We start from the raw sequence: 13585 nt of genomic DNA, 5'->3' as shown, positions 1-13585 counted from the left end.
AAAAGTATTTCTATTTTTTAGTTTTACTAGCAATACTTTGTATAGTTTATCCGTTACTATTAATTTATTCCCTCAACAATTTTAAACTGTAATAGATAAACAATCGTATGAACTTATAGTTACGTTCATACGATTGTTTTTTGTAAAATTAATATAGTTTATTCAATTGATTTTTCGACTTATACTAGTTTTTAACAAAGTATTTCGTTTTACTTTCTTTCTCAGAAAATATATTTCCTTCTGTTTCTTCTCTATTTGACATATACTATACTTGCTTCTCTGCTCTCACTGTTAAGTTCATAATGGATTGTTACCTTAGCCTCTTTTTCTTTGAGCTTTGAAAGTTCAGTAGTCAAATCCAATTCAGTCTCTTCCTCACTCAAAATATTTGTTGTTATTATTGTAAGACCGCGAGTCTCATCAATCGACTCCCATTTGTTATCTTTCTTTATTGAAAACTCAGTCTCTGATTCTAAAATCGTAATAATATCTTTGGTCTCATTTTTAATAAACAATTTCATACCTTGAAACTTCAAAACAATTGGTGAGTCTTCATCCTTTGTATCTTTAGTATTACTACCAATCTTTGAACAACCTACTACCAACAATAATAACATCCCTATTAAACAAAATTTTTTCATCCGTTCTCCTCCCTTGATAATAAATAAATCATATCACAATAAGGCTTTTCAAAAAAACTACTTTAAATTTATTCATTTTTTAAGATACTCATATCATACATTTTTGTTTACTATGCTATTAAAATCAACAATAATGAGGAAGTTCAACATGGCTCACCAGTAAAAATGATCACCTATCAAGATCTACATAAATTGACACGAAACCTTCAGTTCACTAAAAAACAACATCCATAATCACTCTATTCTTGATAGCCTCTTTTATGAGCATGAACGGATACTAAAAATATTAGATCAAGAAACACAAAAACTTAAAAGCAAAGCGAAACTGAAAAACATTTTGATTTAAAATCCTAGCCGCAAAATGGGATTTTAAAATTCATCAGTTTAGCCAAACTGATATTGATGAACAATAGATTTAAACACTCTCAGCAACTTACCAAACTATTTCCCCTCTTTTTGAAAACAGCTAAAAAACATAGTATAATGACCAAACACAAGGAGGGGTTATTATGGCATTTCAAATTGAACTAAATGAACAAGAATTATCCATTCAAGGTGTGCAATTTCAAACAAAAGAAGAATATACCATAATGAAGAACTCTTTAGGTTCAAGTATGTACGAGGGATTCGAGCCAACAAAAGACATGGTTCAGCTTCTAAAAGACATTCATGATGGCAAGAAAAGCAGAAATGATATTCTTACTTTTGTCTTAGGAAATTAACTCATGACTACCCCTTATAACTATATAGATACCAATATCTTTACATTTCTCCTAATCCAAAGATTAAAAAAATATTCCTGCTATTGACGATTTAGAAAAGTACCATTTAACAGAATAGCTGAATTAGCTTAAATCCTTTTACCCCAGTGGTTTCAAGCTTCTAGATTCTATTAGTTTATCGAGTGGTCATGATACCACGAGCCTTGAAATCTTTATTTATAGGACTTCTCAAAGCTTTTTTTTAAAGGAGGAACAAAAATGAAATCAAAAATGCCCAAAATTCTTTCTTTCATTTCAGAAGAAGCGGTTAGTAGAAAAATGACCAGTGAGGAAATTGCCGTTCACTTTGGTTATGATAAACATCACTTTAGTCGGAAATTTAAAGAAATAAATGGATTCAGTGTTGCTGAATTTCTCTCTAGTTTAAAAGTTGAAAAGGCGATCTTTGAACTTGATGAAGAAAAGCGAATACTCGACCTATAAGAACGTGCAGGTTTTGAAAGCAGTGGTAGTTTCACGAATACGTTTAAAAAATATACAGGGAGTTCTCCTAGAGCGTATAAAACGGAAATGAGTGACCTTTTTGATGATATGAAACGGTTTGAAACGGATGATAAGGATCAGTCAATAGCACATTTTGAAGAAAAGAGCCAGTCTTTTTGCACCGTAACGATTGAAGTACCGGATGGATTTGAGATGGGGATCCTATTTATTGGACTTTTCCGGACACTTATCCCAAATCATCTGCCTATATCTGGAGTAGCAACCAAACATTTACTCGGAAATACATTGAACAATATTCCAAGTGGAGACTATTATTTATTAGCTTGCGGGATAAGCCGTTCCACTAATGTTCTATCATACTTTAACTTAAGCAACAGCTTGAGGGGAAAAGAAGATGAGCGTCTATCATTTCCAACCTGTTCCAGCAATCATTACACGATTAAGCTAAGAAAACCAATACCAGAAGACCCTCCAATATTAGTGAATGTGGGGAAACTTTTGATCTCTCGTTTAAAGAACACAATCTAGAACAATATTATTCGACCGTGAAGTGATAAACTAGTCGTAAGTTGATGGAATGGAGGAAATAGTTATGAGTTTAAATGTAAAGAGTGTCACTGTGGGCCTACCAGTAAGTAACTTAGAGGCAGCTGCAAGTTGGTACGAAAAACTTTTTATGAGCGACGAGAAAATCACCCCTGTTGAAGGGATTATTGAGTATCAAATTGGTTCTGTTTGGATTCAACTTTTCGAAGAAAAAATGAATGTTTCAGAGAACGTTTTACGGTTAGAGGTAGAAGATTTAGACACAGAATTTAAGCGTTTAAAAACACTTGGTGTAATCGTTGACGAGGTGATAGCGGATGTAGCAGATATCCTTCGATACGTTGATTTCTCTGATCCTGATGGTAATAAGTTGTCGTTCTATTGGTTATACACTCAAGAATCGATTTAAACAGTGCTTATCTAATAAACAAAACGCTAAAACGACGACTAAATGGTTCGTCGTTTTAACTTTTGAGATAATGCCCAAATAGAGTCAGATATAACGTTAAATTGCCTTTCTATATTACACAAATCACATTGATTTTCACGTGAAAATAGTGATCGACAAGCTTCAACCTTTTGTATTCCACGGGGTTGAGGCTTTATTGCCGCTATCTATCTACCTTTTCTCTATACTTAACTGTTCGTCCAATTTATAGTAAGCATATTATTATTCATTCGACTTCTCAAAAATCAAGCTATATATCACTAAACGTAAAGGCTCTAATAGTCTATCTTCCTATCACACAGAGTTTTAAAGTATTATCTACTTGCAGATGACATAACTCCAGCTCTCCCCCCTTCTACTTCTGCAATATTCAGATCATTTTTTATTGTTCCAAATTTTCAGTGGAAATCCATACCAAAAAAAGTGATAAACCTTTTTTACTCTAATAGTTACTTTGAAAGGTATTTACATACTAGAGTTTATAAAAAATTTATATTTTGGTAATAGTCTATTTATCCGTATTAGGTAATATAAAGTACATAGATGATAAGCAAATGAGAAGCGCTATCTATAAAAAAAGGAACACGTTTTTTATATGTGGATTGCTAAAATCAATGGCACTCGTTGATTTGAGTAAATAAAAATTAGAAATGGGGAATTATAGTATGAGCACAGAAACAAGGAACAAACAGCATTTTAGTTTATCTTTTATCACAATGTTGCTTACGTTTATTTTTGTATTAAACGGGCATACTGCATTGGCTGCAGATTATGAACCAAACCAACTTTTAGGTTCAACAAATTGGGAAGGGACCTATGTCTACGATGCGCAAGGTAATGATGTAACAAGTCAAAATAGTGGATTTATCGGTAGAGCAAAATATGACGCTACAACAAATCGTTATGAATTTTTTGACAAACAAATGTAAGCCGTGGCGATAAAGGAATCTTTTTCGTCACGCAAGATGGCAAAAAAAGAATTTTACTATCCGAGCTTGGCTATCGCGTTGTTGTTGACATGGTAAGATTGGATAAAGATATGTTTACGTACCGCAGATCTGGTGTTCAAAAAGATGGTACTCAAGGGAATGTATTTGTTGAACACGTACCTTACAGCGGAGAATTGACTTTTACTTCACAACCTCCTGTATTATCAAAACAAACTGGAGAAATTGTAACAGATCAACCAGGTAGAACCATTTTAAGCATAACAAAATGGCAAGGAACAAAAGCTCTTGATGAGAATGGTAATGACGTTTCTGCATACAACCAAGGGTTTTTAGGATTAGCTCGTTATGAAAGCAAAACAGGTAGATATGAATTTTTCAACACACAAGGCGAATCAAGAAATGATTTTGGCTATTATGATGTAATCAACGGGAATAAAGAACGAACGCATATCTCATTGGGTGCAAACAGCTATGGAGCCACATTAGAATTGACAGAACTTAATAACAACCGTTTCACTTATGCTAGAATGGGTAAAAACGCTGCGGGTGAAGATATTCCAATCACTGTTGAGCACGAACCTTATACTGGAGAACAGCCCTTAGAATTCACCTTTAATCCAGCAAACGAATTAATTGTACAACCAGCAGCTAAAGTCCCAAATAAAGATGATCTAACAAATAGTAATGCAGTAGTAGAAGTTGAAAGTGTAACAAATTCAGGTACAGTTAAATTTAGTGAAAATGCCAATACTGAAGCAAGTATTATTTTTTCAAAAATCAATACAAAAGATAGACAAACATTAGTTGAAGAAAATGAACCTGGAAAAGCAGTAGTCAGTGTTATTGATACACGTACTGGGGAAGCTTCACAAAATGAATGGAATGTTCGTACTAAGTTATCTGATGGCCCTTTTGGAAACAAGGGTTTCTTATTAAATAATTTAGGTGTTGTACTAACCCCTTCTACACAAGAAGAATCTGTAACAACTGCTGAGAAAGTAACGATGAATGACAATGGTGAATATCAAGCCTTTTCGGTCGCTTATAAAGAAGGAAGCAATGAACGAAAAGCAGTAACTTTGAACCCACAATTAACAGTTGGAGATACAAACTTGTTACAGTCAGGCGTGTATGGTGCGAATATTACTTGGACATTGACTCCTAAAGTGTAAAACGAAAGCAGAGAAAAAGCACTTAGTAGATTTTTTATAAAAGTTGCTTTTTCTCTTTGCTATACGCCTTTTCAATTTTCTTGTTGCGATAAATTTTTGATGAAAGGAGTGTAGAAGATGAGAGTAAATCAATGGTTTATTGGCCTGTTATTCCTTATGTTTTTTTTGGTTTTGCTTCCAGTAAAAGTATTGGCTAATGGTTCTGGGTTTTATGTAACACCAGTTATACCAGAAAACCAGCTAGAAAATACGAAGGATTACTTCAATTTAAGTGTACCCGCAGTAATGGACCAAACTTTGGAATTAGTAATTATAAATGAATCAGTTGAATCAAAAGACTTTCACTTAACTCTGCTTGACGGGATGACAACAAATGACGGAACAATTAGTTATGATAATAAACATACGTATAGTGACAGTAAGAGATATAAAATAGCAGAAATAGCACAGTTAGAAAAAAATGAAGTAACAGTAGAACCAAACAGTTCTGAAACAGTCAAAATACAATTGAAGAATACTGTTAAAGATTTTTTTGGTATGATTTTAGGAGCTGTAAATATCAGTCAAAAAGAAGAAGCGGATAAAAAAGCAGGTGTTAGTAACTCTTTTGCTTATACTATTCCTATAAAAATAAGAGTAGCAGAAGACAATAATGACTATAAATTGACTTATGACGGTTTGACCGTTGATGTTGAGAAAGTCAAGAAAGCATTGGCATTAACATTTCAAAATCCCAATCCAAATATTCTCAGAAAATTGAATCTAACATTTTCAATTTACAAAAAAGGAGATTCAGCTACCCCTCTTTATAAAAATGACATGAACGAAATCGAATTAGCTCCCAACAGCCTGTTTACACCTATGTTATCTTTAACTGAAGCTAAATTAAAAGCGGGTGAATATGTGTTAAAAATTGATGCAAAATCTGATGTACTAAATGAGTCATGGGAAAGTGAATTTAAACTTTCCACTGCACAAGAGCAGTCAATCAATGGTGGAGTAGAAGTTTTTTCTGAAAGTAATCGAGTGTGGATGATGATTATTGCAACTGCTCTGGTTATAGGAGGAGTAGGCTATGTTTTTTTCAAAAAAAAATCGTAAATCCTTAACCCTTAATACCACCGTACTTCTGTTTAGCCTATTTTTAATTTTTTCTTCAAAAAGTGTCCATAGTGAATCTATCGTAAGTGATGCTAGGGTTGAAGTAGTGCGGGAAGATTCGTTGACCAATAAAAAAAATCCTACTTCAAAAACTCCATTTCCAAAAACAAACGAACAGATCAATTTTCTGATTTTTGCTATTGGCATCTTAATAATTTTATCTTCAGCAAAACTAATATATGATAAATACGGTAATTGAGAGATGAACAATACGAAGGCTCTCCCCTCTTTACCCTATTTAGTATATCTATTGAAAATATTATATAAACTAAGTGAGTAGCTGATACGGTAAGCCACTCACTTAGTTTTTTATTCCCCTCTACTGGTTGAAGGTCAGAATAGCTGCATTTATCTGAAAAACCAAATAGATATAAAGAAGTCTGATCCACTCTTCCTATTCTTAAATAAGTCATATAAAAGAACTGTATCACTAGGTTTAATATAGAACAGTGCTTAAAAAAAATCGTTTAAAAGAATTAACCACTATCCAAAACATATACGGCTTAATTGAGTCTATAAAAATCTTCTTGGATGACACAATCAGCAGCTATTTTTTTCATAAGCACACACCACGTAGTGTACCTAAATGGATTAAATGCCCAAAATTCCTCAGCTTTTCCAACATAATTCACGACTTGCTCCGCAAGAATCATACTTTCCCACTTATCATCAGGGAAAAGCTGCTTAATTCCGTCTTCGTCAAAATAATGATGAGGAACGCCTTCTTCTATTCCTACCTCTAACACAAATGTATCTTTTTCGATTTCTTCTCCCTTGCCATACAAATCCGCTTTTGTCGATTTGATCGTCCCTAAAAAATAACCACCTGTTATAAGCGAATCGTAAATGCAATCAATCGCTTCAATTATTTTATCCAACGTATTATGCTGAAGCACCGCCCAACTAAAAACACCATGCAAGAACTCTTTCTTGCTCCACGGATAGATTTCCATCGAGGTCAAGGCTTCAACATAGTTGATGTGATTCTCTTCTAATTTTTTCGTTGTCAGTTCTATTGCTTTACTAGAATTATCGCTAATAAAAACCTCACAGCCCATTTTTCCCATCACCACACTGTGACGTCCTCCACCGCAACCTAGATCCCAAACCCGTCGCGCTTGCTGATTTGGAAATTCTTTTGCTAAAAGTTCTATGAATTTAACGGCTTCAGGTTCAGGTGCTAATTCTATGTTTTTTGATCATAAAATAGCGTATTCCAATCTGCCAGATTCTTCCCCGCTTTCTTTAGATTTCCATTTGCTATGGACTATAAGCATATCATATTAGCTACTCGTGCTTGCCTCAAATTCTTTATTTTAGCTGTAATAAATTGACAACCTGTGCCATAATTATTTTTGAACCGTTACTTCTTGGCTTGGATCCTATCTTTGAAAAATCAGTTATATCAATGTTTCTATCGATGTAAACACTTGTATACGCCTATATTTCTAGTAAAGTACACTCTAATAGACAGACAAAATATCCTCTTCTATATTATCTTAGACTCAAAGGAGACAGCAAAATGAACTTTAATAAGCAATTAAAACTTTATCGTGAAAGAGATGGTTACTCTCAAGAAGAACTTGCAGAAAAAATCTATGTCACACGGCAAACAATTTCTAAATGGGAGAACGATCATACTTATCCTGATATTCATAATTTGATTGCATTAAGCACTCTTTTTGATGTCACTTTAGATGAATTAGTCAAAGGAGATGTAGCAATTATGAAAAACAATCAACACATCGAAGCGGAAAAAATGAACCGACTCTCTTGGGTTATGATTATATTTATTATCCTAACGGTTCTATCTATTGGTCCTGTTATGTTACTTTGGGATTGGTACGGATTGGGTATTTCTTTTGTTCTTTGGGGAATTTCTATGATTGCAGCTTTAAAAATCGAGAAAATCAAAAAGGAAAGAGATGTTCAAACCTATAGCGAAATTGTTGCTTTTATAGACGGGGAAGATCTTGAAGCAGCCAGAGCCAAACGAGATAAAAAAAGAGATCGCTGGAATAAAACAAAAATCGTTTTAGGCTTTTCATTAGCAGCTGGTGTACTTGCTGCAATTAGTTCGTTTCTATGGATTTGGCTTTCGTAAAATTTTCAAGCAAATAACCTTTAGGTGATCTCATCAATGACAGAGAACATCTAAAGGTTAGTATATTCAAAAGCTCGACTCGTAAGAATCTCTTATATTTATTTTTTGTCTTAATATATTTTACTTTCAACTGTATTATCTAACTATAGATCATATATATAGTAATATGAATAATTCTATTTCTCCTCTATTATTCTTGTAGGATAAATCTTAAACGTCTGCAGATTGCTTATTCTTACACAGGATTTTTTCAAACGCTTCTTGTATACTCTTTTGTGGTAAATTTTGACCGATAATAATGAGCTCATTGATTTTTGTTTTGCGCACCGTTGGTCTAAATTGAAAGAGTTGGTTGATACCTTGAATTTCTGTTTGAAACTCATTATCCATAAACTGGATAAAGCCTTTTATTCGAAAAATATTTTCTTGGTTACTCATCATTACCCAATCTATCCACCTCTGAAATAACGTCTCTGCAATTATACCTGTTCCTTCCAAATGTAATGCTTCAAACTTATGATGTAATTTACGATGAGATTTCTCCGAGTGATGATGCCTAGCGTGATGCTCATCACTCAGATATTCCAGGTGAAGTTCTTGATTAAATTTATTGATCCCAATAACTTGTCGAGCAACACTTTCCTTTTCATCTGATAATGAAAAAGTAAAAAAATCAGCCATTGGATTTATAGGTTTTATCTGTTGTATAATATCTTGAATTTCATTTGTATTTTTATCAGACTTCTTAGAAATGATGACACGATCAGCCATAGCTAATTGCTTTAATGATTCTGGATAATTCAAATTTTTTTCAAAAAAATCACTATCGACCACCGCAATAACACTGTCCAAATAAAAGTTCGTACAAATTCTAGGTGTTGCCAAAATTGTCTGTAAAATCGGCTGAGGATCAGAAATACCACTCGTTTCAATAATCACTTGTTTAATTGGATAGCCTTGTTCGATAAATACTTCATCAACTGCAATCAATGCATGAATCAAATCCGTTCGTAAGCTACAGCAAATACAGCCTCCGTTCATTTGGAAAATTCGCTCATGCGAGTGAAGAAGCAATTCATGATCAATTCCTTTATCGCCAAATTCATTTTCAATGATTAGTATTTCCTCTGGAACTAAATTAGTTGCCTTTAGTACATGGTTGATTAGCGTTGTTTTCCCAGAACCTAAAAATCCAGAAATAACCGTGATTGGTATTCCCATACTAATCCCTCCCATTTTTCTATTTATCCTTCAAATACTTTGATGAGGCTGTCTTATCGACTAGATAAATATTCTGTTAGTTGAACCTGTTCATCGTAATTAAATTTATCTTCTGCCATCTCTAACAAGAGTTTTTCTTTTAAATCAATAGGAATTTCCCAATAGCCATCGATTTTCTCCAGTAATCCCACGTCATATTTTTCAAAAATTGGATATATCTTTAAAAAGTTTTCCAAGGAAAGGTTCTCCGTTTCATCAAAAATTTTGACCCATCCCTTTTCTATTGCAAAATCAGTTGGTTCTCCATTTTCTGTAATAATGTCATTTTCTACCATGAAGCGATACGTATCTGCTTTACTGATGAATGACTGCTTCTTTTCCAAAAGTTGAAATTTAATACTTTCCTCAACGAGTGGCGGATAGATAATATTCATTATGCTTTCTCCCTATTCCGTTACTTTTTTTCCTTTGTAATATCCTTTTAAAGATACATGGTGACTGCGTCTATAGTCACCCGTCGAAGCGTCGAACGAAATTTCGGGTTTTGAAATTTTTTGATGCATACGACGAAGCTTCTTTTTTTGTTTAGATGTTTTTCTTGCTGGTACAGCCATTAGATCGTCTCCTCTTCTTCATATAATTCACTAACCAACTTGTTTCAACCATAATAGTTGTTCCTTTAAACTGATCTGTCAATCTTCTAAAATTATTATCATACTATTTGGATCACAGTTCTATAGTGACGAATAATTTCCTCATTTTTTGATTTCTTTAAAAATAGCTTTTCTTCTTAATTTTTTCGAATATTTTTTTAATTCTAATCTTTCTGGTGTGTTTCTTTGATTTTTACTTGTTAAATACAAGCGCTCACCTGTTTCAACACATTCTAGTATGATATTTTGTCTCATTTTCCTCAGCTCCTTTATACATTACTATTTACTAGATAAATATACTTAAGTCTTTCACTACATCATTTCAGCGTTTCTTCTATTACTACTAGAGACTCTAACTTTATATTTAGACTAGTAGCACAGTCTCCATCGATAACTATTCCGATTCGCCTCGACAAAGCGTAATTATTACGTTTTGCTTTTTTGGATTCTAACAATAAAATTTACTTATGTCAATTATTTTCTAAAGAATTATTTATATAATTTTGAAATTCTATCATAATTAAAAAAATAGACCAAAAATTCATTGGCCTTTAACTATACTAAAAAGACTGACAAGATTTTTTCTTGTCAGTCTTGCATTATTTATCTACTAAAATCAAAAAACAGGTTTAAATATAATACAAATTCTCAGACGGATAAACCGCATCACTCGTAATATCCAACCCTAACTCTCTTAACGTTTGCTCATCATTCTTACTCAACATCACCGTAGAATGCGCTTGGACACCATTCAATTCAGATAATTTATCATACGCCAACTGTGCTGTTGGGTTTGTAACAGCACTGATTGCTAGCGCAATCAAGATTTCATTGGCTTTTAAAGCCGTAATTTTGCTGTGTAAATCTTTGCGTTTCATCGTTTGAATGGTTTCAAGAATCACAGGAGACAATAATAAGATTTCATCTGAAATATTGGCTAATGTTTTAATAGAATTCAAAATAGCAGATGAACAAGAATCCATTAAGCTGCTGGTTCTCCCGGTTACAATTCGACCATCTTGTAACTCAAACGCAATAACAGCCGGCGTATCATTACTTTGGGTTTGTTCTCTCAATCGTTCTGAATACTCTCTAGCAGGCAGTACCGCTTTGCGGTCTTCTTTTTTCAGCTCGACTTCTTCCATGATCAGCTTAATGCGATTGACTGTTCCTTCATCGATCAAGCCTTTTTTAAAGTCACATTCTGTACCAAAACAGCGACGGATGATTTCTTGTTTAGAGGCTTCTTTCACTACATCATCATCGATAATCCCAAAACCAACACGGTTCACCCCCATATCCGTTGGTGATTGGTAGACAGATTCTTCTCCGGTAATTTTTTCAATGATTCGTTTGATCACAGGGAATGTCTCAACATCACGATTGTAATTAACAGCAACTTTTTGGTACTTATCAAAATGAAATGAATCGATCATATTCACATCTTTCAAATCAACAGTCGCTGCTTCATAGGCAATATTTAAAGGATGCTTCAAGGGAACATTCCAAACTGGGAAGGTTTCAAATTTTGAATAACCAGCAGTCTTACCATTACGGCTTTCATGGTAGAGTTGGTTCAAACAAGTTGCCAATTTCCCACTACCAGGACCAGGTGCTGTCACGACTACGATTTGTTTTGTTGTTGGAATATAGTTATTTTTCCCAAAGCCTTCTTCACTGACGATTTTCTCAAGATTGGATGGATAATCTTCAATCGCCGCATGTTTATAGACTTTGATATCTCTTCTTTCCAGTTTGTTGATAAACATTTTTGTAGAAGGTTGTCCACTATAGCGGGTAATCACCACACTGTTGACTGCTAAGCCATACTCTCTTAACTCATCGATTTGGCGCAAAATATCCATATCATAGGTGATCCCATAATCGCCACGAATTTTGTTACGCTCGATATCCCCTGCATAAACACAAATCAAAATCTCCGCTTGATCTTTTAATTTTTGTAAAAGTTTAATTTTAGCGTCCGCATCAAATCCTGGCAGCACGCGTTTTGCATGCATATCGCCAATCAATTTACCACCAAATTCCAAGTAAAGCTTGTCGTAATGGTCAACTCTTTCAAGGATATATTTTGATTGCTCTTCGATGTACTTTTGTGGATCAAAACCTCGTTTTTTCACGTAAGAACCCTCCGATATTTATATACTGCCATCTATTATAAACTTATTTACGGATGATTACGATAAGGAATTTCATTATTTACTATCTAACTCTATTTTACATATCACTGCTGACTTATTTCAAGTCTACAATTCAAGCTTCTTACTGTAAAACTAAAAACGTTATTTACCTATTCTCTCAAAAGCTTGCTCTAAATCACTAATCAAATCATCAATGTATTCAATCCCTACAGATAAACGAATCAACCCGTCATTAATTCCAGCCTGTACTCTGATTTCCTTTGGAATAGATGCATGTGTCATCACTGCTGGAACTTCGATCAAACTTTCAACCCCACCCAAACTTTCTGCTAACGTAAAAATGTTTAGACCTTCCACAAACGAATTGACAAACGCCTCGTCTTTCAGCTCAAAAGAAATCATGCCACTAAAACCACTCATTTGTTTTTTGGCTAATTCAAAGCCTGCATGACTCTTTAACCCAGGATAATAAACCACTGCAACAGCTGGATGGGTTTCAAGATATGTGGCAATTTTTAATGCATTTTTTTGATGAGCTTCCATTCTAAGTGCCAATGTTTTGAGACTTCTTTGAACTAACCAACTATCATGCGGACCTAGAACGCCCCCTATTGCATTTTGGTAATAGCCGATTTTTTCTGCTAATACCGTTTGATTTGTCACTGCAAAACCTGAGACAACATCGCTATGTCCGCCAAGATACTTGGTTCCACTGTATACCACAATGTCGGCTCCTACTGTTAAGGGACGTTGAAAATAGGGTGTCATAAAGGTATTATCCACAATCGTCACTAAATGATACTTGTTTGCTAAAGAGGAAATTGCTTGAATGTCAGAAACTTTCAATAATGGATTGGTTGGCGTCTCAAAGAGAATTGCTTTTGTTTTCTCAGTGATTGCCTCTTCTATCGAGGTTAAAACATTAGTTTTCACCAATGAATAGGTGAGGCCATTTTTTTCAAAAACCTTTTGAACTAGTCGAAACGTTCCACCGTATACATCATCGCCTAATAGTATATGATCTCCTGCTTCAAAAAGGGATAAGACTGTATGCAAAGCTGCTAAACCAGAAGCAAATGCGAAGCCTTCTACTCCTTCATCAAGTTCCGCTACTAGTTCTTCTAAAGCAAATCGGGTTGGATTTCCAGAACGAGAATATTCATACTGTTTAGGGTTTCCAACACTATTTTGCTTATAGGTTGATGTTTGATAGATTGGGACACTGACTGCTCCTGTTTGTTCATCGTTACTGATTCCACCATGGATTAATTTTGTTTGAAAATGCATCGTTTTTCCTCCTTAAA

At 34.1% G+C, this 13585-nt stretch carries 14 protein-coding genes and 2 pseudogenes; 8 read left to right on the top strand and 8 right to left on the bottom strand.

Annotated features, from left to right (window positions below; genetic code table 11):
• Positions 1-251: 251 nt before the first annotated feature.
• Positions 252-641, bottom strand: a complete 390-nt coding sequence (locus A5819_RS07785) for a hypothetical protein (protein ID WP_086278148.1) — start codon at positions 639-641, stop codon at positions 252-254.
• 509 nt (positions 642-1150) lie between these two features.
• Between A5819_RS07785 and A5819_RS07775 the strand changes: the two genes are divergently transcribed.
• From A5819_RS07775 to A5819_RS07750, 7 genes and pseudogenes are all read left to right on the top strand, one after another.
• Positions 1151-1363 (top strand): hypothetical protein, encoded by a 213-nt coding sequence (locus tag A5819_RS07775; protein ID WP_086278146.1) that lies wholly within the window; start codon positions 1151-1153, stop codon positions 1361-1363.
• Between the two features lie 258 nt (positions 1364-1621).
• Positions 1622-2395: pseudogene (locus A5819_RS07770) on the top strand (helix-turn-helix domain-containing protein).
• A gap of 64 nt (positions 2396-2459) precedes the next feature.
• Complete coding sequence (locus A5819_RS07765) at positions 2460-2822, top strand: VOC family protein (protein ID WP_086278144.1); 363 nt, start codon at positions 2460-2462, stop codon at positions 2820-2822.
• A gap of 689 nt (positions 2823-3511) precedes the next feature.
• Positions 3512-3927 (top strand): annotated as a pseudogene (locus A5819_RS20000) (DUF4822 domain-containing protein); the annotation flags it as partial.
• A complete protein-coding gene (locus A5819_RS20080) occupies positions 3901-4983 on the top strand; it encodes a DUF4822 domain-containing protein (protein WP_369596912.1) in 1083 nt (360 codons plus the stop codon). The pseudogene A5819_RS20000 and the gene A5819_RS20080, both read left to right, overlap by 27 nt.
• A 117-nt stretch (positions 4984-5100) precedes the next feature.
• Positions 5101-6084: a DUF916 and DUF3324 domain-containing protein gene (locus A5819_RS07755; RefSeq protein ID WP_086278143.1), complete on the top strand. Its 984-nt coding sequence runs from the start codon at positions 5101-5103 to the stop codon at positions 6082-6084.
• The gene (locus tag A5819_RS07750) at positions 6059-6343 is read left to right on the top strand and encodes a hypothetical protein (RefSeq protein WP_086278142.1); all 285 of its coding nucleotides are present in this window, start codon (positions 6059-6061) and stop codon (positions 6341-6343) included. Before A5819_RS07755 ends, A5819_RS07750 begins: the two co-directional genes overlap by 26 nt.
• Before the next feature lie 304 nt (positions 6344-6647).
• Here the strand turns inward: A5819_RS07750 and A5819_RS07745 are convergent, their stop codons facing one another.
• Complete coding sequence (locus A5819_RS07745; RefSeq protein WP_254907302.1) at positions 6648-7298, bottom strand: bifunctional 2-polyprenyl-6-hydroxyphenol methylase/3-demethylubiquinol 3-O-methyltransferase UbiG; 651 nt, start codon at positions 7296-7298, stop codon at positions 6648-6650.
• Positions 7299-7666: 368 nt separating this feature from the next.
• On the opposite strand from A5819_RS07745, the gene A5819_RS07740 reads away from it, so the two are divergent.
• Positions 7667-8248 (top strand): helix-turn-helix domain-containing protein, encoded by a 582-nt coding sequence (locus tag A5819_RS07740; protein ID WP_086278141.1) that lies wholly within the window; start codon positions 7667-7669, stop codon positions 8246-8248.
• A 210-nt stretch (positions 8249-8458) separates the two neighbouring features.
• On the opposite strand, the gene A5819_RS07735 is transcribed toward A5819_RS07740, so the two are convergent.
• From A5819_RS07735 to A5819_RS07710, 6 genes are all read right to left on the bottom strand, one after another.
• Positions 8459-9469, bottom strand: a complete 1011-nt coding sequence (locus tag A5819_RS07735; protein ID WP_086278140.1) for a GTP-binding protein — start codon at positions 9467-9469, stop codon at positions 8459-8461.
• Between the two features lie 53 nt (positions 9470-9522).
• A complete protein-coding gene (locus A5819_RS07730; RefSeq protein WP_086278139.1) occupies positions 9523-9903 on the bottom strand; it encodes a hypothetical protein in 381 nt (126 codons plus the stop codon).
• A gap of 12 nt (positions 9904-9915) precedes the next feature.
• Positions 9916-10083 carry a 50S ribosomal protein L32 gene (gene rpmF / locus A5819_RS07725; RefSeq protein ID WP_086278138.1) on the bottom strand — a complete coding sequence of 56 codons (168 nt, stop codon included), beginning with the start codon at positions 10081-10083 and terminating at the stop codon, positions 9916-9918.
• Between the two features lie 141 nt (positions 10084-10224).
• Entirely contained in the window at positions 10225-10377 is a 153-nt protein-coding gene (gene rpmG, locus A5819_RS07720) for a 50S ribosomal protein L33 (RefSeq protein ID WP_086278137.1), read from the bottom strand.
• A 374-nt stretch (positions 10378-10751) separates the two neighbouring features.
• Positions 10752-12260, bottom strand: coding sequence for a DUF1846 domain-containing protein (locus A5819_RS07715; RefSeq protein ID WP_086278136.1), 1509 nt, complete (start codon positions 12258-12260; stop codon positions 10752-10754).
• A 162-nt stretch (positions 12261-12422) separates the two neighbouring features.
• Positions 12423-13568 carry a cystathionine gamma-synthase gene (locus tag A5819_RS07710; protein WP_086278135.1) on the bottom strand — a complete coding sequence of 382 codons (1146 nt, stop codon included), beginning with the start codon at positions 13566-13568 and terminating at the stop codon, positions 12423-12425.
• Positions 13569-13585 lie beyond the last annotated feature (17 nt).

The sequence above is a fragment of the Enterococcus sp. 7E2_DIV0204 genome, from assembly GCF_002140855.1.
GTDB lineage: Bacteria > Bacillota > Bacilli > Lactobacillales > Enterococcaceae > Enterococcus_L > Enterococcus_L lemimoniae.
This window is presented reverse-complemented; position numbering and strand designations above follow the sequence as displayed.